The sequence below is a fragment of the Mesorhizobium sp. WSM4846 genome (genome assembly GCF_055811415.1).
Map to the genome: position 1 here is coordinate 41,516 of NZ_JBVVPZ010000022.1, position 24,079 is coordinate 65,594.

General features: G+C 62.3%; 24 protein-coding genes and 1 pseudogene. 6 read left to right on the forward strand and 19 right to left on the reverse strand.

The window, feature by feature from the left end:
* Positions 1–247 precede the first annotated feature (247 nt).
* From AC0L15_RS19040 to AC0L15_RS19085, 10 genes are all read right to left on the reverse strand, one after another.
* Positions 248–1,681: a pyruvate dehydrogenase complex E1 component subunit beta gene (locus AC0L15_RS19040; RefSeq protein WP_287247994.1), complete on the reverse strand. Its 1,434-nt coding sequence runs from the start codon at positions 1,679–1,681 to the stop codon at positions 248–250.
* A 15-nt stretch (positions 1,682–1,696) separates the two neighbouring features.
* Positions 1,697–2,743 (reverse strand): pyruvate dehydrogenase (acetyl-transferring) E1 component subunit alpha, encoded by a 1,047-nt coding sequence (gene pdhA, locus AC0L15_RS19045; RefSeq protein WP_473496762.1) that lies wholly within the window; start codon positions 2,741–2,743, stop codon positions 1,697–1,699.
* Between the two features lie 172 nt (positions 2,744–2,915).
* Positions 2,916–3,239, reverse strand: a complete 324-nt coding sequence (locus AC0L15_RS19050) for an FtsB family cell division protein (RefSeq protein WP_128187469.1) — start codon at positions 3,237–3,239, stop codon at positions 2,916–2,918.
* Between the two features lie 201 nt (positions 3,240–3,440).
* Positions 3,441–4,715 carry a phosphopyruvate hydratase gene (gene eno, locus AC0L15_RS19055; RefSeq protein WP_287247998.1) on the reverse strand — a complete coding sequence of 425 codons (1,275 nt, stop codon included), beginning with the start codon at positions 4,713–4,715 and terminating at the stop codon, positions 3,441–3,443.
* Between the two features lie 404 nt (positions 4,716–5,119).
* Positions 5,120–5,485 carry a PRC-barrel domain-containing protein gene (locus AC0L15_RS19060; protein ID WP_095494874.1) on the reverse strand — a complete coding sequence of 122 codons (366 nt, stop codon included), beginning with the start codon at positions 5,483–5,485 and terminating at the stop codon, positions 5,120–5,122.
* Between the two features lie 96 nt (positions 5,486–5,581).
* Entirely contained in the window at positions 5,582–5,785 is a 204-nt protein-coding gene (locus tag AC0L15_RS19065; RefSeq protein WP_023799242.1) for a dodecin family protein, read from the reverse strand.
* Between the two features lie 101 nt (positions 5,786–5,886).
* The gene (gene kdsA / locus AC0L15_RS19070) at positions 5,887–6,717 is read right to left on the reverse strand and encodes a 3-deoxy-8-phosphooctulonate synthase (protein WP_287248000.1); all 831 of its coding nucleotides are present in this window, start codon (positions 6,715–6,717) and stop codon (positions 5,887–5,889) included.
* Positions 6,714–7,625: a VOC family protein gene (locus AC0L15_RS19075; protein WP_473496764.1), complete on the reverse strand. Its 912-nt coding sequence runs from the start codon at positions 7,623–7,625 to the stop codon at positions 6,714–6,716. The genes kdsA and AC0L15_RS19075 overlap by 4 nt, the downstream gene beginning before the upstream one ends.
* A 196-nt stretch (positions 7,626–7,821) precedes the next feature.
* Positions 7,822–8,124 carry a Dabb family protein gene (locus AC0L15_RS19080; protein ID WP_473496766.1) on the reverse strand — a complete coding sequence of 101 codons (303 nt, stop codon included), beginning with the start codon at positions 8,122–8,124 and terminating at the stop codon, positions 7,822–7,824.
* A gap of 124 nt (positions 8,125–8,248) precedes the next feature.
* Positions 8,249–8,383, reverse strand: a complete 135-nt coding sequence (locus AC0L15_RS19085) for a hypothetical protein (RefSeq protein WP_274609392.1) — start codon at positions 8,381–8,383, stop codon at positions 8,249–8,251.
* A gap of 245 nt (positions 8,384–8,628) precedes the next feature.
* Here AC0L15_RS19085 and AC0L15_RS19090 point away from each other — a divergent pair, with 245 nt between their 5' ends.
* A complete protein-coding gene (locus tag AC0L15_RS19090; RefSeq protein WP_287248005.1) occupies positions 8,629–9,885 on the forward strand; it encodes an SAM-dependent methyltransferase in 1,257 nt (418 codons plus the stop codon).
* Between the two features lie 207 nt (positions 9,886–10,092).
* Here the strand turns inward: AC0L15_RS19090 and AC0L15_RS19095 are convergent, their stop codons facing one another.
* Positions 10,093–11,358: an NAD(P)/FAD-dependent oxidoreductase gene (locus AC0L15_RS19095; RefSeq protein WP_287066669.1), complete on the reverse strand. Its 1,266-nt coding sequence runs from the start codon at positions 11,356–11,358 to the stop codon at positions 10,093–10,095.
* Positions 11,359–11,564: 206 nt separating this feature from the next.
* Between AC0L15_RS19095 and AC0L15_RS19100 the strand changes: the two genes are divergently transcribed.
* Entirely contained in the window at positions 11,565–12,224 is a 660-nt protein-coding gene (locus AC0L15_RS19100) for a 5-formyltetrahydrofolate cyclo-ligase (RefSeq protein ID WP_287066670.1), read from the forward strand.
* Here AC0L15_RS19100 and AC0L15_RS19105 read toward each other — a convergent pair.
* Entirely contained in the window at positions 12,221–12,694 is a 474-nt protein-coding gene (locus AC0L15_RS19105; RefSeq protein ID WP_023799250.1) for an Lrp/AsnC family transcriptional regulator, read from the reverse strand. The genes AC0L15_RS19100 and AC0L15_RS19105 overlap by 4 nt on opposite strands.
* Before the next feature lie 159 nt (positions 12,695–12,853).
* Here AC0L15_RS19105 and ald point away from each other — a divergent pair, with 159 nt between their 5' ends.
* Positions 12,854–13,969 (forward strand): alanine dehydrogenase, encoded by a 1,116-nt coding sequence (gene ald, locus AC0L15_RS19110; RefSeq protein ID WP_091591151.1) that lies wholly within the window; start codon positions 12,854–12,856, stop codon positions 13,967–13,969.
* A 196-nt stretch (positions 13,970–14,165) separates the two neighbouring features.
* Complete coding sequence (locus AC0L15_RS19115; RefSeq protein WP_287248006.1) at positions 14,166–15,467, forward strand: outer membrane protein; 1,302 nt, start codon at positions 14,166–14,168, stop codon at positions 15,465–15,467.
* 222 nt (positions 15,468–15,689) lie between these two features.
* On the opposite strand, the gene AC0L15_RS19120 is transcribed toward AC0L15_RS19115, so the two are convergent.
* From AC0L15_RS19120 to AC0L15_RS19145, 6 genes are all read right to left on the reverse strand, one after another.
* Positions 15,690–16,157, reverse strand: coding sequence for a DUF1203 domain-containing protein (locus AC0L15_RS19120; protein ID WP_287248007.1), 468 nt, complete (start codon positions 16,155–16,157; stop codon positions 15,690–15,692).
* A gap of 77 nt (positions 16,158–16,234) precedes the next feature.
* A complete protein-coding gene (dapB, locus tag AC0L15_RS19125) occupies positions 16,235–17,041 on the reverse strand; it encodes a 4-hydroxy-tetrahydrodipicolinate reductase (protein ID WP_287248009.1) in 807 nt (268 codons plus the stop codon).
* Between the two features lie 112 nt (positions 17,042–17,153).
* Positions 17,154–17,717, reverse strand: a complete 564-nt coding sequence (locus AC0L15_RS19130; RefSeq protein WP_027154015.1) for a GNAT family N-acetyltransferase — start codon at positions 17,715–17,717, stop codon at positions 17,154–17,156.
* 5 nt (positions 17,718–17,722) lie between these two features.
* On the reverse strand, positions 17,723–18,574 hold the full coding sequence (gene sseA, locus AC0L15_RS19135) for a 3-mercaptopyruvate sulfurtransferase (RefSeq protein WP_287248011.1): 852 nt from the start codon (positions 18,572–18,574) through the stop codon (positions 17,723–17,725).
* Positions 18,575–18,625: 51 nt separating this feature from the next.
* Positions 18,626–19,369, reverse strand: a complete 744-nt coding sequence (locus tag AC0L15_RS19140; RefSeq protein ID WP_287248013.1) for an alanyl-tRNA editing protein — start codon at positions 19,367–19,369, stop codon at positions 18,626–18,628.
* Entirely contained in the window at positions 19,369–20,403 is a 1,035-nt protein-coding gene (locus tag AC0L15_RS19145) for a cysteine synthase A (protein ID WP_287067797.1), read from the reverse strand. Before AC0L15_RS19145 ends, AC0L15_RS19140 begins: the two co-directional genes overlap by 1 nt.
* Before the next feature lie 214 nt (positions 20,404–20,617).
* Here AC0L15_RS19145 and AC0L15_RS19150 point away from each other — a divergent pair.
* Together AC0L15_RS19150 and AC0L15_RS19155 are read left to right on the forward strand one after the other, a co-directional pair.
* A pseudogene (locus tag AC0L15_RS19150) lies at positions 20,618–21,432 on the forward strand (SDR family oxidoreductase).
* A gap of 95 nt (positions 21,433–21,527) precedes the next feature.
* Positions 21,528–22,502 carry an alpha/beta hydrolase gene (locus AC0L15_RS19155; protein WP_287248014.1) on the forward strand — a complete coding sequence of 325 codons (975 nt, stop codon included), beginning with the start codon at positions 21,528–21,530 and terminating at the stop codon, positions 22,500–22,502.
* Between the two features lie 101 nt (positions 22,503–22,603).
* On the opposite strand, the gene AC0L15_RS19160 is transcribed toward AC0L15_RS19155, so the two are convergent.
* A complete protein-coding gene (locus tag AC0L15_RS19160) occupies positions 22,604–24,025 on the reverse strand; it encodes a DEAD/DEAH box helicase (RefSeq protein WP_287248015.1) in 1,422 nt (473 codons plus the stop codon).
* Positions 24,026–24,079: the final 54 nt, after the last annotated feature.

Genomic DNA, 24,079 nt, shown 5'->3' on the forward strand with positions numbered 1-24,079 from the left:
TGCCTCGATAGCCTTCTTCCAATGCCTGAAGCGTCTCGATTTCAGGGATGCCATCTTGTTCCAGTCTCATCCTGGCTATGTGCATGCCGACATCAGCGAGCACCATGCGCCCCAGTTGTGAGCGTTTGGTCCAAAGAGGTCTTGCATCGTGACGACCGCGTCCGAACCAATCCAGACGCGGAGTATTTCATCGAATTCGCTGTTCTCGACGACCACCGCGGGAACTTCTAGTTCGCGCGACATCTCGTTAACCCCGGTACGTCACGGCTTTCACCGCCTCGATGACTTCCGCGACATTGGGCAATGCCAGCTTTTCGAGGTTTGCCGCGTAGGGCATCGGCACGTCCTTGCCGGCAATGGTGATGACGGGCGCGTCGAGGAAATCGAAGGCGCGCTGCGACACCTGGCTGGCGATATGGTCGCCGACCGAGCTCTGCGGAAATCCTTCCTCCACCACCACGAGACGATTGGTCTTCTTGACCGAGGCGATGATGGTGTCGAAATCGAGAGGGCGGATGGTCCTGAGGTCGATGATCTCGGCATCGATGCCCATGCCGCGCAATTCGGCATCGGCCTTCACCGTGTAGCTCATGCCGATGCCGAAGGAGACGATTGTGACATCCTTGCCCGACTTGTGGATGCGCGCCTTGCCGATCGGCAGCACGAAATCGTCGATCTTCGGCACATCGAAGGACTGGCCGTAGAGGATTTCGTTCTCGAGGAAGATGACCGGGTTGGCGTCGCGGATCGCGGCCTTCAGCAATCCCTTGGCGTCGGCGGCGGTGTAGGGCATCACCACTTTCAGGCCGGGAATGTGGCTGTACCAGGCGGCATAGCACTGCGAATGCTGGGCGGCGACGCGGGCGGCCGCGCCGTTTGGACCGCGGAAGACGATGGGCGCGCCCATCTGGCCGCCGGACATGTAGAGCGTCTTGGCGGCGGAGTTGATGATATGGTCGATCGCCTGCATGGCGAAGTTGAAGGTCATGAACTCGACGATCGGCCTCAGGCCGGCCATCGCCGCGCCAACGCCGACGCCGGCAAAACCGTGCTCGGTGATCGGTGTGTCGACGACGCGACGCGGCCCGAATTCCTGCAGCAGCCCTTGCGTGATCTTGTAAGCGCCCTGGTACTCGGCGACCTCCTCGCCCATCACGAAGACGTCTCCGTCACGGCGCATTTCCTCGGCCATCGCGTCACGCAGCGCTTCGCGTACCGTGGTCGAGACCATTTCCGTGCCGGCCGGGATGTCGGGATCGGCGGCTGCCTTCATCGCAGGGGCAGCGGGTACGGACGCCTTCGGCGCCTCGCCGGCATCCTGCGGCGCGGCCTTCGAGCCTTCCTCGGCTGCGTCGGTGCGCTGCCCGCCGTCTGAAATCGCATCCTGGGTGGAGGCCGGTGCAGCCTTGGCCTCCTTGCCGATATCGGCGGAGCTCTCGCCGTCCTGCAGCAGCACCGCGATCGGCGTGTTGACCTTTACGCCCTCGGTGCCCTCGGCAACCAGGATCTTGCCGAGCGTGCCTTCGTCGACCGCTTCGACTTCCATCGTCGCCTTATCGGTCTCGATCTCGGCGATGACATCACCAGCGACAACCTTATCGCCCTCTTTCTTCAACCATTTGGAAACATTGCCCTCTTCCATAGTCGGCGAGAGAGCAGGCATGAGAATTTCGATCGGCATGGCCTTGCCCTCTCGTTACAGTACGATATCGGTCCAGAGCTCGGACGGATCCGGCTCTGCGTCGTTCTGGGCAAATTCGGCGGCGTCGGCGACAATGTCGCGGACCTCCTTGTCGACGGCCTTGAGCTCGTCCTCATCAGCCCACTTCCTGTCGAGCAGGCGCGCCTTGACCTGCTCGATCGGGTCGCGCTCGGAGCGCATCTTCTGCACTTCTTCCTTGGAACGGTATTTTGCCGGATCGGACATCGAGTGGCCGCGGTAGCGGTAGGTCTGCATTTCGAGAATCAGCGGCCCCTTGCCGTCACGGCACCATTCGGTGGCGAGATCGCCGGCTGCCTTGACTGCACGGACGTCCATGCCATCGACCTGGATGCCGGGGATCTTGAAGGAGGCGCCGCGGTGCGAAAAATCCGTCTCGGCCGACGAACGCGTTACCGAAGTGCCCATGGCATAGCGGTTGTTCTCGATGATGAAGATCACCGGCAGCTTCCACAGCGAGGCCATGTTGAAGCTCTCATAGACCTGGCCCTGATTGGCGGCGCCGTCGCCGAAATAGGTCAGTGTCACATTGTTGTTACCACGATAGCGATTGGCGAAGGCGAGGCCGGTGCCGAGCGAAACCTGCGCGCCGACAATGCCGTGGCCGCCGTAAAAATGCTTCTCCTTGGAGAACATGTGCATGGAGCCGCCCTTGCCCCTGGACAAGCCGCCGCGGCGCCCGGTCAATTCGGCCATGACGCCGCGCGGCGACAGTTCCATCGCCAGCATGTGACCATGGTCGCGGTAGGCGGTGATCATCTGGTCGCCGTCGATCAGCGCCATCTTCATGCCGGTGACAACTGCTTCCTGGCCGATATAGAGGTGGCAGAAGCCGCCGATGAAGCCCATGCCGTAGAGCTGGCCGGCCTTTTCCTCGAAGCGGCGGATCAGCAGCATGCGCCGGTAGGCTTCAAGCTCCTCATCCTTGGTGAAGTCGAGAGGTTTGGGGGCTGAAAGCCCTGCCGATTTGCCGTCGGATTTGGGTTTGGTTTTGGCAGGCGCTTTTCTGGCGGCGGTGGCCATGCATCACTCCCTGTTGGCGTCTCTTGCGGACACTGAGGGAGATCAGTTCTCCCCACCGATTTGGCAAAGGCTAACACGCGGGAAAGCGTTTCGCCATGCTGAAAAATGCATGGCTGACATGCGTCTAAGCGATTAAAATCGTTGAAAATATCGGCGATTAACTTGAATTCTGTTATCTTGCCGTAGCCGGCAACATGATGGTGATTTCGTCGGCGTGGGACACATTGAGCGCCTTGCGCGCCTGCTCGTCGAGCATGTCCTTCTCCAGCGTGCCCTGATGCATCAGCTGAACCCGCCGCTGCAGATCGAGCCGGCGCGCCTTGACGGCATCGAGCTTACCTTGCAGATCGACGGCTTCGGCCTCCAACCGGTATTTGGAATAGATGCCGAATTCGCCGTGGTAGGCGTGAAAGCCGAAATAGGCGAGGAACGCCACGCAGAGCGAGGGGATGATCAGCCGACCGGTATTTCTCTGCTTGTGCTGACGTGTCCACATGACCCAAATCCCTTAGAGCGCCGCGCGCCCGCCTGGACGCGCAAAGGGCGCTCTAACCACTCTGCGACCTAGCCCTTTCTCGCCTGATTGTGCTTAATGGACGGTTACGGGCGACCGGATCTGGCGGTGTTGAAACAAAAAAGGCGAGAATGCCCCGCCCTTTCGTTTTCGGATTTTCTGGGTTTTAGGATTTTCTGCGGCTCAGCCTTTCACGATCGACTTGCCGGCGTAGAGCGCCTGCTTGCCGAGCTCTTCCTCGATGCGGATGAGCTGGTTGTACTTGGCCATGCGATCCGAGCGCGACAGCGACCCCGTCTTGATCTGCCCGCAATTGGTGGCGACGGCGAGATCGGCTATGGTCGAATCTTCGGTTTCGCCCGAGCGGTGCGACATGACCGCGGTGTAGCCGGCCTTGTGCGCGGTCTCGACGGCATCGAGCGTTTCGGTCAGTGAGCCGATCTGGTTGACCTTGACCAGGATAGAATTGGCGACGCCCATGCGGATGCCGTCGCGCAGCCGGGCCGTATTGGTGACGAACAGATCGTCGCCGACCAGCTGGGTCTTGTTGCCGATGAGCTCGGTCAGCGTTTTCCAGCCATCCCAGTCGTCCTCGGCCAGCCCATCCTCGATGGTGATGATCGGATAGTCCGCGGCGAGCTTGGCCAGATACTTGGCCTGGGTCTTCGGATCGCGGGTCTTTTTCTCGCCTTCATAGACGTAGTTGCCGTCCTTGAAGAATTCGGTCGCGGCGCAGTCGAGGCCGAGCGCAACCTCTTCGCCCGGCTTGAAGCCGGCCTTCCCGATTGATTCCATGATGAAATCGAGCGCGGCCGGCGCGCTTTTCAAGTTAGGAGCGAAGCCACCCTCGTCACCGACATTGGTGTTGTGGCCGGCGTCCTTCAGCCGCTTCCTCAGCGTATGGAAAATCTCCGAGCCCCAGCGCACGCCGTCACGCAGTGTCGGCGCACCGATCGGCAGGATCATGAATTCCTGGAAATCGATCGGGTTGTCGGCATGGGCGCCACCGTTGATGATGTTCATCATCGGCACCGGAAGCACATGCGCCTTGGTGCCGCCGACATAGCGGTAGAGCGGCAGGCCAGCCGCTTCCGCCGCAGCCTTGGCCACCGCCAGCGACACGCCAAGGATGGCATTGGCGCCGAGGCGGCTCTTGTTGGGTGTGCCGTCGAGTTCGATCATGGTCTGGTCGATGTGGATCTGGTTCTCGGCTTCCATGCCGCCGATCGCCTCGAACAGTTCGCCATTGACGGCCTCTACCGCCCGCAGGACGCCCTTGCCGAGGTAGCGGGCGCCGCCGTCGCGCAGTTCGACCGCCTCATGCGCGCCGGTCGAGGCGCCGGAAGGCACCGCAGCGCGGCCCATCGAGCCGTCTTCGAGCACGACGTCGACCTCGACGGTCGGGTTTCCGCGGCTGTCCAGGATTTCGCGCCCGACAATGTCGATTATGGCAGTCATTGCGATGTCCCCGATTGATCTGACGAAGCGTCGCGCACCTCTTAGCCAAAGTGCCGCAAAACGCAATCGGGGCGTCCGCAAATAGTGCCGCCACTTCCGCCACATCGAATCACGAAGCACAAATTGCTGTCATCATAAGTCATGTCAGTCATAGGCCTTGGCGGCATGCGGCTTTCTGGTTTATGCTCACAGCTGCGCGGGGCGAAACAGGAGGAGTTTCGCCATGTCTCAGTTGAGCGGTATTGTGAGTTTGTTCCTGATCGCGGCGGCGTTTTTGACGTCGTGTGACACTCAGCAGCCTCAACAGGGCGCGGTAGAGTTGTCGACCCTTGCAGCGGAGTAGATATCCCAGAGAAAAGGCCCCCGGTTCAACCGGGGGCCTTTTTGATTCCGGCAGTGCAAGATCAATGCCAATAAGGCTCGACCTTGTAGTAACTGTATGAAGCATCACGCGCGGCCTCGCCATCGGCGCCCGTCAATTCGTTGATCGAATAGGCGGGAGCAGCCTTCAGTTGCTCCTTGGTGAACGGCACGACATAGCCGCCCTTGTTCTCGTCATAGTCGAGGCTCGCCCACGGAATGGCGTGGTATTTCTCGCCGATGCCGAGAAATCCGCCAAAGCCGATCACGGCAAACATGATTCCATTCGACAATTTGTCGAGCATGACATCCTCGATGTCGCCGATGTGCGTGCCTTCCGTGTTGTAGACGGAAGTGCCGATCACCCGCGAGGCGGCGATGGCTTCAGTGTGTCCTGTCTGGGTTGTCATGATGTGCTCCTCTTGTCGTTCACTTCAAGTTCGACAATGAGGAGAGGGCTGCGAAGGTTCCAGACTTTTTTGGACGCGGCATACGTGCAGGGCTGATCACTCAGCGAGGATGAAGGTGACCTTCATGTTGACGCGGTAGGCGGAGATCGTGCCGTTCTCGACGACGACCTTCTGGTCCTGGATCCAGGCGCCTTCGACGTTCTTCAATGTCTTTGCGGCGCGGGCAATCCCCTGTTCGATGGCGTCCTGAAAGCTCTTATTCGACGATGATGTGATTTCGGTGACGCGGGCGACGGACATGGCTTCCTCCTCCAAGGCACTCGGTTGCCTGGGCAGCGTACAACCGGCGCCTGTTGATCACAAGTTTCGGGTCGGACTTAGGGCTGGACCGCTGAACTTGCTCAGCCCTTGGCGACGCGATCGAATGCCATCAGCCTTTCAAGCAGCGCCCGAAGGTCCTTCAGCGGCACCATGTTGGGACCGTCGGAGGGGGCGTTGTCGGGATCCTGATGCGTCTCGATGAAGACGCCGGCGACACCGACCGCAACCGCGGCGCGCGCGAGCGTTTCGACGAAGCGCCGATCGCCGCCTGACGAGCCGCCCTGCCCGCCCGGCTGCTGCACCGAATGCGTGGCGTCGAAAATCACCGGCGCGCCGATCTCGGCCATGATCGGCAGGGCGCGCATATCGGACACCAGCGTGTTGTAGCCGAAGGACGCGCCGCGCTCGGTGACCAGCACATTGGCGTTGCCGGAACCGGTGAGCTTGGCGACGACGTTCTTCATGTCCCACGGTGCGAGGAACTGGCCCTTCTTGACATTGACGACCTTGCCGGTTCTTGCCGCCGCGATCAGCAGATCGGTCTGGCGGCTGAGGAAAGCCGGAATCTGCAGGATATCGACATGCGGCGCCACGAGCGCGCACTGTTCCTCGGTGTGGATATCGGTCAGGATCGGCAGCGAAAACGCCTGGCGCAAATCGTCGAAGACGGGCAGCGCCGCATCAAGCCCGGCGCCGCGCGTGCCGCCAAGCGAGGTGCGGTTGGCCTTGTCGTAACTGGTCTTGTAGACGAGGCCTAGCCCGAGCTTCTCGGTCAGTTCCTTCAGCGCGCCAGCCATGTCGAAGGCGTGCTGGCGCGATTCAAGCTGGCACGGGCCGGCAATCAGCGACAGCGGCGCGCTGTTGCCGAAGACGACATTGCCGACTGTTACGGACGGATTGGGCTTGCTCATGCTTTCTCCTGGAAAACGAAGGCCGCACCCTGCCCGGATGCCGGCCGCACGACAATATCATCGCCGCGTATGTCATGGTCGACGGAACTTGCTGCAAGCAGCTTGGCGACCGTGTCGGCGAAACGAACTGAAAAGACGATCGCCGCGAAGCGGAGTTCCGATGGCGCGCCGGCAGGTATGCCGAAGCGCGTTTCGAAAGCCACGGGGTCAAGCACGGTCAAGGTCGCGTTCGGCAGGTCAAACGCAGTGCTACTCCCCTGCCCGGTCGCCGGACTGTGCGTCGCGATCGAAATCAATCGGCGCTGTTCGGATGGCTCGGTGCTGACCGCCACGACCTCGACAATGCCGGTTGCGCCATTGGCGTGGACCTGCAACGCGCTGCGGTCCACTTTCGGCGCATTGATCCGCTCGCAGGCAAACAGGAATGCGTCCGTCGCCCCGGTGCCGGAGGCGAAGGCCAGTTTGAACGATGCCGTGTCGCTGTTTCCCGCCGCGTCGGTGAAGGCGCGCGAAAAGCTCAGCATGTCTCCAGCCGACAGGCCGGCTTCGACATAGCGTGCGTGGTCGGCGTCGGCATTCTGGGTGCCCAGGACAAGGGCGGAAAATCCCTCATTGCCGCAGCTGTCGCGATAGGCGCGATCGCGCGCGACGAAGGCGTTGCCGTCGGCGACCGCTTTCGCCGCCGCTTGTGCATTGCCTACGGCCAGCGGCTCGAGATAGGTGCCGTCTTCGAGGAAGACGCAGCAGTTTTCCGTGCCGAAAGGATGGATGCCGGTCGGCGCCACGACAAAGCCAAGCGAAACCAGCCGCGCCCGCGCAACGTCGAGGCTGGCGGTCGGCAGCACAAGATGGTCAAGCGGGTAAGCGCCGGGCGGATAAGCGCCGGGCGAATGAGGGCGTGCTGGCATCGTCTCGATCATGCCGGCGCGGTGTGCATCATTCCGGAAGTTGGTTCAAGGGCCCTCGCCTGACGCGCAGGGATTTCATAGCGGCAGCGGTCGTCGCAATGGCTGTTCTTGGCCACGCTGCCTTGGCGACGCGCGAAAGCGGCCGGCGCTGATCCGACCGAACCAACGGCCGCAGACGGGTGCGCTCCTGTTTCGGTCAGTTTCCCTTCAAGTCGCAAGCCACAATGTCCGCCGAATAGCGCAATTCGCGCAGCGGTTTGACCTGGCTGGTCGTCTCGGCATAGAGCGGATGCGCCTTGTACGCGGCCAGAGCGGCGTCATCCTCGAACTCGGCATAGACGACCACGTCGATCTCGTCCGAAAGCGGGTCGACCTTGCTGTTGAGCGTCACCTCGAACAGGCGGGAATGGGGGATGTTGCCCAGCGCCAGCAAGCCCGTGCGTACGGCCTCGACGCCCTCTTTGTGCCGTGCGCTGAAGAAAACGATATGCCGGATCAACCCCCGCCTCCTCGATCGATGTGCAGCCATGTTTTGTGTGGGCAACTTGTTTTGTGTGGGCAACACGGGCGCGTCAACCGGCAACGATGTCGCGGCAACAACGCTTTGGGCGGGGCGAGGAAGCCTACATCATGCTGGTGATGTAGCGCACGATGCGCGTTATCTCCCTGACCGTGGTGTCGAGATAGCTGCCCTGATTGTAGAGCCCGTCCCAGATCAGGAAGAACGTGACGGCGCAGATGACGATGACATAACGCATGGCTAAAACTACTGCATCCGGGTGGCCGCAACCATAGTGATTCCGGCGTTGATCAGCGCCCTCCCGCAAAATCTTTCGATTGATCCGTGTTCGCTTGCCTTGGCTCTTGAAGTTCCCTTTGATCGCATGAAAGATTGCTGCGGGGATCCATCGGGAAGCGGCGTTCGCGCCCTGCCGAATGAACTGCGAGAGAGTTGGAAACCGGCGATTTTGCGCCGGCGCCGCAGAAGTCCCGGGGGCGTGACATGGTTCACAAGGAAGACACCGGCGTTGCGTCGGGCGACGCGGTCAGATTGGACGAATTCAATTTCGCCGAGACCGTCACAGGCCTGCCGGCCAAGGCGCGCATGGTGCTGTCGGCGGCGATGAACCTGCCGCGTGGGTCGCTCAAGGTGAGGATGCCGGACGGCCGTGCCGTCCTCGTCGGCGGCAAGGGCCCGGGTCCGGACGCCGAACTGGTGCTTAAGAACTGGCGCTTGCCCGGCCGTGCCTTCACCGGCGGCACCATCGGCATCGCCGAATCCTACATCGACGGCGATTGGGACAGTCCCGATGTGACCAGTTTCCTGGAACTGTTCGTAGTCAATTCAGAAATCGGAGAGCGCATCGCCGGCGGCGCCAGTTGGCTGATCAACGCCGTCCAGCGTGTCCGCCACTGGTTCAACCAAAACACCCGCACCGGCTCGAAGCGCAACATTTCGGCGCATTACGATCTCGGCAACGCCTTTTACAAGGAATGGCTGGATCCGAGCATGACCTATTCGTCGGCGCTCTATGCGGCTGGCGCCAACGATCTGGAAAGCGCGCAAGCCGCCAAATATCGTGCGCTGGCCGAGGACACGGGCATCGGCGCGAACGACCACGTGCTTGAAATCGGTTGCGGCTGGGGCGGCTTTGCCGAATTCGCGGCGCGCGAGATCGGCTGCCGCGTCACCGGGCTGACGATCAGCCGCGAGCAGCATGATTTCGCCAGAGCACGCGTCCAGAAGGCTGGATTTGCCGACAAGGTCGACATCAAGCTGCAGGACTACCGCGACGAAACCGGTTCCTACGACCGCATCGCCTCGATCGAGATGTTCGAGGCGGTCGGCGAAAAGTACTGGCCTGTGTTTTTCGGCAAGATGAAGGATTGCCTGCGGCCTGGCGGCACCGCTGGCCTGCAGATCATCACTATCAACGAGAAAGCCTACGATATCTATCGCGCCCGGCCGGATTTCATCCAGCGTTACGTCTTCCCGGGCGGCATGCTGCCGACGCCGTCGATCCTGAAAACGCTTGGCAAAGACCATGGCCTTGCTCATCTGCGCGAGCGCATTTTCCCGGACGACTATGCCCGCACGCTCGCCGAATGGCGCCACCGTTTTTGTGGGTCATGGGAAAAGATCGTCCCGCTCGGTTTCGACGACCGCTTCAAGAAGCTCTGGGAGTTTTACCTGCATTATTGCGAAGCCGGCTTCCGCGCCAGCTACATCGATGTCCGCCAGGTGGTTTACAGGGCTTAGGGTGGCGACGACTAATTTCCGCATGGGATCAATTGGTTCCCCGTCGAACATCAAGTCGATGATGCGGTTCGAGCCGGCTGCTGTTCAACGGCGTGCCAGCCTTCAACAGCGTGCCAAGTCCTGACCGAAGCAGAGCTTCGCGCCTGAATCCGGTCGAGTCCATCTGGGAACAGATGACGTGCGGATGCATGTGCGCGGGCGGAGACGTCAGTTCTTGTCGTCATCGCCTTGGGTGATCAGCCGCGCGCTGCGCTGCCCTGTCAGGTAGATCCATAGCCAGCTCAGCGAAACCGCAAGCCGGTTACGGAAGCCGATCAGGAAATAGATGTGCGCCAGGCCCCAAAGCCACCAGGCCAGCCGGCCGGTGAGCTTGATCCAGCCGAAGTCGATCGCGGCGGCGCGCTTGCCGATCGTCGCCAGATCGCCGTCATGCCTGTAGCGGAAAGGCCGCGGGGCTGCGTCGCCGGCAAGCCGGGCCTTGATCGTCGCGGCGACATGCCGGCCCTGCTGCTTGGCGGCGGGTGCTACGCCGGGCACCATGCGGCCATCCGGCCGCAGGACGTGTGCAGCGTCACCGACGACGAAAATCTCTGGGTTGCCCGGCACGGTCAGATCAGGCTCGACCAGCACCCTGCCCGCGCGGTCCGCTGCCGCCCCCAGCCATTCGGCGGCCGGCGAAGCGGCGACGCCTGCTGCCCACAGGATAGTCCTGGCCGGCAGATGCGTTTCACCGAAGACGACACCCTCCGCGTCGCAACGTGTCACGGGCCGACCGAGTTCGACCGTCACGCCAAGCCGCTCGAGCGCCTTGCTGGCATAGTCGGAGAGTTCCGGCGCGAAATTGGGAAGGATACGGTCGCCGGCCTCGATCAGCACCACGCGCGTCTGTCGCGTATCGATGTTGCGGAACTCGCCGCGCAGCATCTCGTGCGCCAGTTCGACAATGGTGCCGGCCAGTTCCACGCCGGTCGGTCCGCCACCGACGATCGCCAGTGTCAGCAGCGCCTGGCGCCTGGCGGGATCGGTCTCCCGCTCGGCCTGCTCGAAGGCGAGCAGGATGCGCCGTCGAATGGTGGTGGCGTCCTCCAACGTCTTCAGCCCCGGTGCGAAAGGCTCCCACTCGTCATGGCCGAAATAGGCGTGGCGGGCGCCGGTGGCCAGCAGCAGCGTGTCGTATCCAACCGCGCCGCCATCATCGAGCAGCACGTTTCTGCCGGCGCGGTCGACGCCGCTGACGGTGGCCAGCAGTGTCGTCACATCCTTGCGCTTGCGCAGGAGATGGCGGATCGGCCAGGCGACTTCCGAGGTCGCCAGCGCCGTGGTCGCCACCTGATAGAGCAGCGGCTGGAAAAGATGATGGTTGCGCTTGTCGATCATGGTGATGCGCACCGGCGCGCCGTCAAGCGCGCGGGTGAATTCGAGACCCCCGAATCCCGCCCCGACGACGACGACATGATGGCTGGTTTCGTTCATCTCATTCACTCCGGGAGCAGGTTGGGCCAGGAGAGCAGGTGGGCGGGAGCGCAGACTGGACAGCAATTTCGTCAAGGCTGATGTAGCTATTTTTGTGCACCGCAACAACATCCGACTTTGCCGATTGCCCGCCCTGAGATGTCGCTGTTGTACATGCCCCCATCCTGCCGCCGCGTATAATTTCATCGAAGCAGATGGAGTGAAAGTTGGCTAGCGATCTTGACGACGACGGTCCGGGGCAATATTCCTCGCCGCCTTGCTTCATGCACGAGTTCGACCCGGAATTCCGGCCGCGCCTATCCGATTGGAACGACGTGAAACGATGGCGCAAGGCCGAGCGCGAGCGGCTGATTGCGGCCCGCCTCGCTGTCCCGGCTGACGTGCGGACGGCAATGTCGCAGCGCATCGGCGAAAGCCTCGACGCGATGATCGGCGACATTGCCGGCCGCATGGTCAGCCTCTACTGGCCGTTCCGCGGCGAGCCGGATTTGCGGGCCTGGATGGCATCGGTCAACGCGCGTGGTGGCCGCACTGCCTTGCCGATCGTTATCGAGAAAGCCCGCCCGCTTATCTTTCGCGCCTACGTTCCGGGCGATCGGCTGGAAAAAGGTGTCTGGAATATCCCGATCCCGGCTGAAGGCGATCCGGTGCTGCCCGACATCGTCATCTCGCCTGTCGTCGGCATCGATCCGGGACAGTATCGGCTGGGCTATGGCGGCGGCTTCTTCGACCGCACGCTGGCGGCGATGCCGTTCAAGCCGCTGGTCATCGGTGTCGGCTACGAACTGCAGCGCATCGCCACCATCTACCCGCAGCCGCATGATATCCCGATGGACCGGGTGGTAACGGAGGCTTTCAAAGCCTAGGCAAGTTCCGGCTTCATCCCCACCGCCGTCCGGTCGACGATCTCGCGCAAGGCGAAGGATGAATTGATCTTCGTCACATGCGGCATTGCCGACAGCCATTCCTTGTGGATGCGCTCATAGTCGACGAGGTCCTTTGCCGCGATGCGCAGGATATAATCGTATTCACCCGACATCAGGTGGCACGACAACACATTCGGGCAGCGCTTTATCGCCGCCTCGAAATCCGACAGTGTCTTTTCGAATTGCCCCGACAGCGATATATGCACGATCGCCGTCATCTGGTGGCCAAGAGCGGCATTGGAAAGCCGGGCGTGGTAGCCGCGGATGGTTCCGGATTTCTCCAGATTGTCGAGCCGCCGCGAGCAGGCCGACTGCGACAGGCCGACCTTTTCGGCAAGCGCCGCGTTGGGTATCCGCCCATCCCGTTGCAACGTTTCGAGGATGGCGATATCAATCCTGTCTAGCGGCATTTTTCGGGATTCCTGCGACAATCCAGCTGTTTTACGCAACGATTATCGAACCGCACCGTCTTGCGCAAGCGTATTCGCAAACACCTACGCGACGATTCGTGGTTCACTGTCTCTCAACAGCGAACATGCCCCAAAAGGCTGGATCAGGAGGAGAAGAAGATGCGCGTCGGCTGCCCCCGGGAAATCAAGAACCACGAATACCGCGTCGGCCTGACGCCGGGATCGGTCCGCGAATATGTCGCGCATGGCCACGAAGTGCTGGTCGAGACCGGCGCCGGCGCCGGCATCGGCGCCGACGACAACGCCTATCGCGCCGCCGGCGCCACCATCGCCAAGACGGCCGCCGACGTGTTTGCCAAGTCCGACATGATCGTCAAGGTCAAGGAGCCGCAGCCCAACGAATGGGTCCAGCTCCGTGACGGCCAGATCCTCTACACCTATCTCCATCTCGCTCCCGATCCGGAGCAGACCAAGGGCCTGCTGGCCTCGGGCGTGACGGCCATCGCCTACGAGACGGTCACCGACGACCGCGGCGGCCTGCCGCTGCTGGCGCCGATGTCGGAAGTCGCGGGCCGCCTGTCGATCCAGGCGGGCGCCACCGCGCTGCAGAAGGCCAATGGCGGCCGCGGCGTTCTGCTCGGCGGCGTGCCCGGCGTGCTGCCTGGCAAGGTCACTGTGCTCGGCGGCGGCGTCGTCGGCCTGCATGCCGCACGGATGGCGGCCGGCCTTGGCGCCGACGTCACCATCATCGACCGCTCGATCCCGCGCCTGCGCCAGCTCGATGATATCTTCGGCGGCCGCGTCCACACCCGCTACTCGACGGTCGAGGCGCTGGAAGAGGAATGTTTTTCGGCCGACATCGTCGTCGGCGCCGTGCTGATCCCGGGTGCCGCCGCGCCAAAACTCGTTTCGCGCGAAATGCTGTCGGGCATGAAGAAAGGCTCGGTGCTGGTCGATGTCGCCATCGACCAGGGCGGTTGCTTCGAGACCTCGCACGCCACAACTCATGCCGACCCGACCTATGAGGTCGACGGCGTCGTTCACTATTGCGTCGCCAACATGCCGGGCGCGGTGCCGGTCACCTCGGCCCAGGCGTTGAACAACGCGACGCTGCATTACGGCCTGCAGCTTGCCGACAAAGGCCTGAAGGCGCTGGTCGACGATCATCATTTGCGCAACGGCCTCAATGTCCACAAGGGCAAGATCACCAACCGCGCGGTGGCCGAATCACTCGGCTATGAGTTGGTCGAGCCGAAGGCCGTTCTCGCCGCCTGAGCCTGCCGCTCGATCCTCTCCCGATAGGGCCGCCGACGCCCCGGCGGCCTTTTCCACAAGTAAATTTCACGAATTGCGCTAGGCTGACCGGTTTTTCCCGTCATGCTTGTAATGTGTCATCGTTGTGGCTTTTTTGTTACATCCGCCGGCATGGGCAGGTGCTAGACGGGTGCCGGGTTTTCAAAAGGCAGGGGCAATGATCAACAAACGATTCGCAAAATCTCTTCTTCTTGGCGCGGTTTCCGTACTGGCGCTCGGATCGGCTTCTCAGGCTGCCGACGCGCTTGTGCCGGTGGTCGAAACGTCGGCCTTCAACTGGAGTGGCATTTATGTCGGCTTTGGCGTCGGCGCCGGCGCCAATGTCCACGAGCTCAGCAGCGATTTCCTTCCCGGCTTCTCGTTGAACGGCATTGGTGGTGAAGGCGTATACGGTGAATTGACCGTTGGATACGACTATATGGTGTCGCCGCGCTTCCTGATCGGCGGACTCTTGGACGCCCATATCGGCAACATTGAAACCACGCTCGATGTAGCTGGACTAGAGGCTTCGGTCCAAGAGACCTACGGCTTCGACGCTGGTCTGCGGGCTGGTTACCTCTTCACGCCGAACACTTTGGGCTACGTGCTCGGCGGCTATTCGTGGCAGAAATACGAACTCGACACCAACGCTGGTTTTGACCTGGATTGGGACCAGAGCGGCTACTTCGTCGGAGCCGGGGTTGAAACGGCCATCAACAGCAACTGGACCATCAAGACAGAATATCGCTATACCCGCTTCGGCACCAATGATGATCTGCTTTCCGATCTCGGTGCGCCGGATGGCACCCTCAATCTCGACACGTCGCGGCATACGTTCCAGGTTGGGGCCAACTATCGCTTTGGCGCCCAGAATGGCGGCGTGGCCGCTTTTGAAGCGCCTGCCTACAACTGGACCGGCTTCTACGTCGGCGGCGCCGCCGGCGCGGGTGCGTCGGTGCATCAGATCGAGGTCCCGCCGCTTGGCGGGCTCGAGTTCAACGGGCTCGGCGGCGAAGGTGTGTTCGGCGAATTGAACGTCGGCTATGACCATGATTTCGGCAGCTGGGTCGCAGGTGTCATGGTGGATGCCCGCTACTCCGGCATGACTTCCGAGTTGGAAGTTCCAGGCGGATCGATCAATCTGGATACCGATTACGGCTTCGATGTGCTTGCCCGCGTCGGTATGAAAGTCAACGAATCAACCCTCGCCTACGTGCTCGGTGGTTACAGTTGGCAGCACTTCGATCTGAACGCGTCTTCGCCGATCGGCGATATCCTCGATTGGGACTCCAGCGGCTTCTCGGTGGGTGGTGGTCTGGAAACGGCCATGTCCAGCAACGTGACCGTCGGCCTCGAGTACCGCTATTCGCAGTTCTCCGAGGAGGATTTCTCGTCGGAACTTGGGCTGCCGGACGACACTCTCACCTCCACGCCTTCGTTCCATACCGTCCGCATTGGTGCGAAGTACAAGTTCAACTAATTTTCGAGCCGTCCAGACAACAGTCAAAGCCCGTCGGTCATTCCGGCGGGCTTTTTCTTTGGGTAAATGAAATATAATGCAGGCAGCAAAAAAGCGGAGCCAAAGCCCCGCTTCCTCTGATATCGAGATCTCCCGCCGGTTCATCCGCGGTCGGCAAATCGATCGACAATCATTCCATAACGCGACATTGCGACAGGCGTACGACAGCTGCGACCGATCCGGTCACGCGCGCTCGATCCGGCACTGATAGCAGTTGTTGCGTGCCGAGCGAACATGCACATAGGCGATGTCGTCGCGCTCGAACAAACTCTCGGCCCGTGCCGCAATAGCGGCCGTTAGGATGACGCCGCCGCTGCCGTAGACGATGCGATCGTCGCTGCCGTAACCGCGCACGATGTAGTCGCTGCCTTCGAGAATTTCGGGAAGCGCCTCGGCTTCGGCAGCGCGCTCGCAGTGCTCGGCATGCAGGAAGATCGGACCGGTCTCGGCGTATGGCTGCAATTGCGGGAATGGCCGATAAGCCAGGACAAGGTAGGCTTCTCCAGCGGCGACGTTCTTCAGGCAGTGGCGGCAAGGCACGCCGTCGCCGTCGGATGTTCTCCGCTCTGGTATCAGGCCATAGGCGTCCGGCCCGCCGCGCTGCAAGGCTCTGACACCTTCCGTGGGCAAGGCCTTGAACTGAATGGTCATGGTGAAATCTCCGATGTCGTCGACCGGAAATTACGTCGCTGCGCCAGTGTTTCCCACCCGATTCCTGCCAATTTGGATCAGTCCATCAGCGCGTCGAGACCGCGCACCAGCCCTTTGATCTCCTGTACCCGCCGGATGGCGAGCAGCGTGCCGGCCACATAAGGGGCAGCGGACGAGCCGGCGTCGTGGCGGATGGTCAGCCGCTCGTCGGGCAGGCCGAACAGCGCTTCGCAGGACAGGATGTAGGAAGGCAGGCGAAGCGCGTGCACCTGCACCCCCTCGCCCGTGCCAACCGCAGCACCGCGCGTTCCCGGCACACCGGAGACTTCCGAGACCGGCCGCGCGGTCGAAGCCCTGCGGACATCGGCCAGCGCTTCGGCAAGCTCGCGCGCCGTGCCGGACGGCGCGTCGGGTTTACTGGCGCTGGCATAGTCGATGACCTCGACATCCGGCACGTATTTCGCCGCCATCAGGGCAAACCGCTTCATCAGCGTGGCGGTGATCGAAAAATTGCCGGCGGCAATGACGCCGACACGATTGGCGCGGGCTGCAGCATCGATTTCGGCGAAATCGGTCGAACCCAGCCCCGAGGTGCCGATCACCACGTGCCGTCCGTTTTCGATGGCCAGCAGCGCATGGTCCTTCACCACATGCGGTTTGGTGTAGTCGACCAGCACGTCCGACGGCACCTCCATTGCCTCGGCCAGCGAGGCGGCAACGATGATGCCGTTTGCCGGTAGGCCGACCAGCAGGCCGGAATCCTGCCCAGCGCCGCTGCGTGAAACGGCACCGGCCAGCGCCATGTCGCCTTGCGCCCCGATCGCCGGAACCAGTGCCTTGCCGACCCAGCCGGTCGCACCGGCCATCACCACCCGAATCGTCATTGATCCTCCCATCGCCATTTCGAGCGCTACGCGTTCCCTTGGATGCGTGGCGAACGCTCCAACAGTTTACCTCCAGGCTGAAGCATCAATGAAATTCAGTCTGCGGAGAAAATCATGGCCGCATGACGCTGGCCGCACGTTCGGCGAAGGTCATTGGATGCACCATCTCCTTCTTTTGCGCGACTGGTTCAAAGCCGAGCTTCTGATAGAGCGGCAATGCCGCTGGATGGTCGAGCGTGCAGGTCTGCACCGTCACCCGCCTTGGTCCGTGCGACCAGGCGGCGTCGATCGCCGCACCCAGGAACCAGCGGCCGATGCCCTGGCCGGTGGCGTGCTCCATCATGCCAAAATAGGCAAGTTCCACTTCTCCCGGCAGATGCGGCTTCAGGTCGAAAAAGCCGGCCGGCGAGCCGTCGAGATACAGCACCCTGATGTCCCGGTCCTCGCGGTGGATCCCGGCAGAAAGCTCCTCGTCGCTCAGCCTCAGCACGTTGACCCAGTGCCATTTGCGGCCCACCCGATCCATCAAATAGCGGTAGAAATGCAGCGGAATGTCCTTGGTTTTCAGCAATGCGATCTGGCGGTTGTACGGCAGCGGCGGCGAATAGGCCGGCGGCGCATGCATTTCGAGAAACGTCACCGTGACCTCGATGTCTTCAAGCGCGCCGTTTTCCATCACAGTCAGTCCTTGCCCGTCACGACGGGCGTATCGACAAGCCCACCCCATTCGGTCCATGAACCGTCGTAGAGCCTGTTGTCAGTGTGGCCTAGCGTCTCGAGCGCCAGCGTGATCGCCGCCGCCGTAACGCCTGAGCCGCAAGAGGTGACGACCGGCTTTGACAGGTCGATGCCGGCGTCCTCGATCACCTTGCGCAACCGGTCTTTCGACAGCAGCTCGCCATCCTTGGCAAGCGCCGAAAACGGCGCATTGCGCGCGCCGGGCATATGGCCCGAGCGGACGCCGGCGCGAGGCTCCGGCTCGGTACCGGCAAACCGGCCAGGCGAACGCGCGTCGGCGATCTGGCTTTCTCCGGTCTCGACGATCCGGCGCATGTCGGCCAGGCTGGCGACGCGAGCGGCATCGAAGTCGGCATGGAACACGCAAGGCGCGATCTTCGTCGGCTCCGCCGTCACCGGCCGTCCCTCGGCTTTCCAGCGATCGAAGCCGCCGTCCAATATGTAGACCTGGAACACCCCCATGACACGGAACATCCACCAGGCGCGCGGCGCCGAGAAGAAGCCCGGGCCGTCATAGACAACGATGGTGTCGTCGGCCGAAATGCCCATGGCGCCGACATATTGGGCGAAATGCTGCGGCGACGGCAGTGTGTGCGGCAGTAGGGAATCAGGATCCGAGATCGCATCGTGATCCAGGAAACGGGCGCCCGGAATGTGCGCTGCGTCATATTCGGCGCGCGCGTCGCGTTTCTGCGCCGGCAAATACCAGGACGCGTCGACGATGGTCAGGCCAGGCTCGCCGAGGCGCTTCTGCAACCAGTCCGCATCGACGGTGAAAGGGCTGTCTTCGGCCATTGTTCTTCTCCTGCCCGCCTTCGACAATCTGTTTATCAGGCCGGCTGTTTATCAGGCCGGCGGCATTGGTCCAAAGCGTATTCGGAAGCGCCGGTTCTCGCGACCCTTCTTCTCGATCTTGCCGATATGTATCTCGCCGACTTCTCCAGTGCTCTTCACATGAGTGCCGCCGCAAGGCTGGCTGTCGATCGAGGCGTTCTCGCCAATGCAGACCAAGCGGATCTTGCCCATGCCGACCGGCGGCCGAACATTCTTCGATTTCACCAGTCCCGGATTGGCCGCCAGTTCCTCGTCGGTGATCAGCCTGACAAAGACCGGGTGGTCGGCCCGCACCAATTCCATCAGCCGGGCCGTCCCGTCTTCCCTGGTGAAGCCGGCATCCGGAATATCGAAATCGATACGGCTGTCGTCCTCGGAAACCGAGGCGCCGGTGATCGGGAACGGGCAGACGACGGTAAGCAAGTGGCAGGCTGTGTGCATGCGCATCAGCAGATGCCGCCTCTCCCAATTGAGGGCAAGCTTTACCGGCTCGCCGACCTCAGGCACCGCCTGCTCAGGCGGCGGCACATGGATGATGTCATCCTTGGTCTCACCGGTGATGGTGGCGGCAACAGCGATCAGGCTGCCGTCGGCGCGTTCGAGGGTGCCCGTATCGCCAGGCTGCCCGCCCGACGTGGCATAGAAGATCGTCCGGTCCAGAATGATGCCGCCACGGTCGTTGACGGCGACAACCACGGCATCAGCCGTCCTGAGATAGGGGTCGTCGCGAAACAGGGCATCCGTCCTGTAAGCCATCACGCAACCTTTTCGAACGGCACCGAGATTGTGCTCGGCTGTTCCATCCAGCCCGGCACCGGCAGCTGCTTTTGACGCAGGAATTCCGGGTTGAACAATTTCGACTGATAGCGCGTGCCGTAGTCGCAAAGCACAGTCACAATGGTATGGCCGGGACCCATCTCACGTGCCAGCCGGATCGCGCCGGCAATGTTGATGCCGGTCGAGCCGCCGACGCACAGGCCTTCCTCCTGGATCAGGTCGAAGACGATCGGCAGTGCATCCTCGTCCGGAATCTGGAAGGAGAAATCCGGCGTGAACCCTTCCAGATTGGCGGTGACCCGCCCCTGGCCGATGCCTTCGGTGATCGAGCTGCCTTCGGATTTCAGCTCACCGCTGGTGTAAAAACTGTAGAGCGCCGCACCGAGCGGATCGGCGAGTGCGATCTTGACGTCCTTGCTCCTGGCCTTGAGCCCGAAGGCGACGCCGGCCAGCGTTCCGCCGGAGCCGACCGCCGAGACGAAACCGTCGACCTTGCCGCCGGTCTGGGCCCAGATTTCTTCCGCCGTGGTGCGGGTATGGCCATCACGGTTGGCGACGTTGTCGAACTGATTGGCCCAGATCGCGCCGTTCGGCTCGGACCGGGCCATCTGCTCGGCCAGACGGCCCGACAGTTTCACATAATTGTTGGGGTTCTTGTAGGGAACGGCAGGCACCTCGATCAGCTCGGCGCCGAGCAATCTGATCGTGTCCTTCTTCTCCTGGCTTTGCGTCTCCGGGATGACGATTACGGTGCGGTAGCCAAGCGCCTTGGCAACCAGCGTCAATCCGATGCCGGTGTTGCCGGCCGTCCCCTCGACAATCACCCCGCCCGGCCTCAAAAGTCCGCGCTGCTCGGCGTCGCGGATGATGAACAGCGCGGCACGGTCCTTGACCGACTGGCCCGGATTCATGAATTCGGCCTTGCCCAGGATCTCGCAGCCGGTTTCTTCCGAGGCTTTGTTGAGGCGGATCAGAGGCGTATTGCCGATCGCTTCGATCACAGAACGGGGCATGGAGATTCCTTTATGCTTGCGGCCGAACCCTAGAAACCCGAAGCTTGGGTTTCAAGGCAAGAATTTGCCTGGTCCAGCGGCATTTCCGGGCTGCAATTTCCTAAAACAGATGTTGCGTTGAGCCAATCATTGACGCTCACCATTGAAAAGCGCTCTTTTCATCCGATTTCTTCACCGCTAGAGCACAGGCTAAGAAAAAGTCGCAGCGCATAGCATGACACTCTATCGGGCCGACCCGAAGCACGGCGTCGCCTGGATTACCGGCGGCAGCAGCGGCATCGGCCGTTCACTGGCCAAGGACCTTGCGGCGCAAGGCCATGTCGTCGCGGTGACGGCGCTCGACGACGATCCGATCGACACGCTTGTTGTCGAGACGGCGCAGATGCCGGGCCACGTCACGGCCTATCCTTGCGACGTCACCGACGAAGAACGCATGGCAAGGACGGTCGCGGCGATCGAGAAGGATCTCGGCCCGATCGTCTTGGCCGTGTTCAATGCCGGGAGCTATATTGCGACCGTCGGCGAAGACCTCACTGTCGGTGGATTTCGCCAGTCCTTCGATGTCAATTATTTCGGCATCATCAATGGCCTGGTGCCGGTCATCGAGCGCATGCGCGTCCGCGCGCGCGGCCATATGTCGGTTCGGTCACTGCCTATTTCGGCTGGCCGACCACGGCCGCCTATGGCGGCACCAAGGCGGCGATCAATATCCTCGCCGAGTCGCTGAAGTACGATTTCGACAAGATGAACGTCCGCATCCAGGTGATAAACCCGGGCTTCGTCGACACCCCGCTGACCGAGAAGAATTTGTTGCCGATGCCCGGGCTGATGCCCGTCAATCGCGCCTCGCGCCGCATGGCGCGCGGCATCAAATCCGGCGGCTTCGAAGTCACCTTCCCGTGGCGCTTGTGCTGGGGCCTGAAGCTGCTCAGAATCCTGCCGAGACCGTTCTGGCGATGGGTCATCAGCACCGCGACCCGCTGGAAGGCGCGTCCGCTGAAGTTCGACCGCAAGCCGCCGAGCGAATAAACCGGCCATCAAGTTGGCGCTCCCGCCGCCGGCGGGACGTCGTTGCCTGTTTGCCTTCGTGGCCATAGGTTGAGATTAATTGCATGGAGTCTGCGATGGGGCGACGGATCGTGCTTGCGGTATTGGGTCTCGCCGTCATTCTCGTCCTTGCCTACGTCTTCGGCCCGCGCGTCCCAGCCGACACCACGATCCGCTTCGATCCTTCCGTGATCGGCGATGACCCGCAAGCCTATCTGGCACGCAAGGAGGCGGCCGTACCTGATATCCACGACGGGCTGGAAAAGGAAATCATCTGGGTCAATCCGATGGTTCACGCCAGGACGCCGCTGTCGATCGTCTATATCCACGGCTTTTCGGCGTCGAAGGGCGAGGTTCGTCCGCTTCCCGACGAGGTGGCCGACCAGCTCGACGCCAATCTTTACTACACCCGTCTCACCGGTCACGGACAGGGCGGTGCCGCGATGGCGGACGGCAGCGTCAACGCCTGGATCAACGACTATGAGGAAGCGCTCGCCATCGGCCGAGCGATCGGCGACAAGGTGATCGTCATCGCCACCTCGACCGGCGGCTCGCTGGCAGCCTGGGCTGCGACGCAGCCGGGCGCATCGGACGGGGTGGCGGCCATAGCGTTCATCTCGCCGAATTTCGGCGTCAAGGCTTCCGGCGCCGAACTTCTGATCATGCCGTGGGGCCGAGAGATCGCCGAGCTGGTCGCCGGCAAGGAGCGCAGCTTCGCGCCGCGCAATGCGCTGCACGAGAAATTCTGGACCTGGCGCTATCCGATCGCGGCGACGCTGCCGATGGTGGCGCTGACCGAGCTAGCCTATGGCGCGCCGGTGGAGAAGGCGACCATCCCTGCCCTGTTCATCTTTTCCGATTCGGACAAGATCGTGCGGCCGGACCGCACCCGCGACATCGCCGGGCGCTGGGGCGCGGCGCACGAACTGGTGCCGGTCGACGATACCGGCGATCGGGACAATCATGTCATTGCCGGAGACGCGCTGTCGCCAGCAACCACAGCTTTCCTCGCCCAGCGCATTCTCGTGTGGGTACAGGCGGTGGTGAAGTAGGTCTCAGGCGAAAAAGGCGACCGAAGCATCGCTCCGATCGCCTTTTTCAATTGTGAGCAGCCGGGCCGAGCCGACCGGCGCGGGCCGGATGCACTATCCGGTTACGCAGCCCGCGCTGCTGGCCGCTTGCCGCCGAAACGACGCTTGTTGTTGCCCTTGAACGCCTTGGCCCCTTCCGCCTTGCGCTCGCCGGCGAAGGCCGGCTTGTCGCCGAAGCGCTTGTTGCCGTTGTTGTGGCCGCCCGGCCGCCTGCCGTCGCGACGACCGTTGCGGTCATTGGCCGGCTCGAAGCTGCGCTCGTTCTTTTCGGCAGGATTGCGCTGCGGGTCGGGACTGCCGAGATGGTCGGCAACGATCGGCAGCTTGGTGCGGATGATGCGCTCGACCTGGCGCAGCTTGCTGTTCTCGGACGGGTCGCAAAGCGTGATGGCGATGCCGTCCATGCCGTTACGACCGGTGCGGCCGATGCGGTGGACATAGCTCTCGGCCTCGTCCGGCAGGTCGAAATTCACCACGTGGCTGATGCCGGGCACGTCGATGCCGCGCGCGGCGATATCGGTTGCCACAAGAATGCGCACCGAACCGTCGCGGAAATCGTTCAGCGCCTTCTGGCGGGCGTTCTGCGACTTGTTGCCGTGGATGACGGCGGCCTTGAAGCCATCGCGATCGAGATCCTTGGTCACCCTGTCGGCGCCATGCTTGGTGCGCGAAAAGATGATGACCGACTTCATCGCCTGGTCGGCGAGCATCGTCGCCAGAACCTGGCGCTTTTGCTTGGTGCGGGCAAAGACGACGCCCTGCACAATCTCGGCCGCCGCAGTGCTGTGCGGCGCTACTTCGACGCGGATCGGGTTCTTCAGCAGGCCTTTCGCCAGCTCGGCGATTTCGGCCGGCATGGTCGCCGAGAACAGCACCGTCTGACGGTCCGGCGCGGTCGCCCTGGCGATGCGCTTGACGTCGTTGATGAAGCCCATGTCGAGCATGCGGTCGCCTTCGTCGAGCACCAGCCATTTGGTGTCGGCAAGCACGAGGTCGCCCTCGCGCACCAGATCGGTCAGCCGGCCGGGCGTGGCAATCAAAATGTCGACGCCGGGAGCGATCTTCTTCACCTGGCTGAAGCGCGAGACGCCGCCAAGCACGAGTGCTGTCGAGACATGCGCGCCCTTGGCGAGCAGCTTGATCATCTCTTCGATCTGCACGGCGAGCTCACGCGTCGGCGCCAGGATCAGCGCACGAGCGGTCTTCGGCCGGCGCTTGGTGCCGAGCGCGATGATCTTCGACAGGATCGGCAGCGCGAACGCCGCGGTCTTGCCCGAACCGGTCTGGGCGATGCCGAAAATGTCACGGCCTTCCAGCTGCGGCGGGATCGCCTGGGCCTGGATCGGCTTCGGCTCGGTGAAGCCTGCGCCATGGGTAGCCTTGAGCAGCGCGCCCGTAATGCCAAGTGCTGCGAAACCCGAAAGTTCCCCAGTGTCTTTACCGGGCAGAGTGTTCTTGCCGGTCAGAGTGTTTTCGTTGGTCAAAATATTCTTCTTTCACGCGGCTCCTGGCCGCAAACATCGATGGCGGCAGGGCGC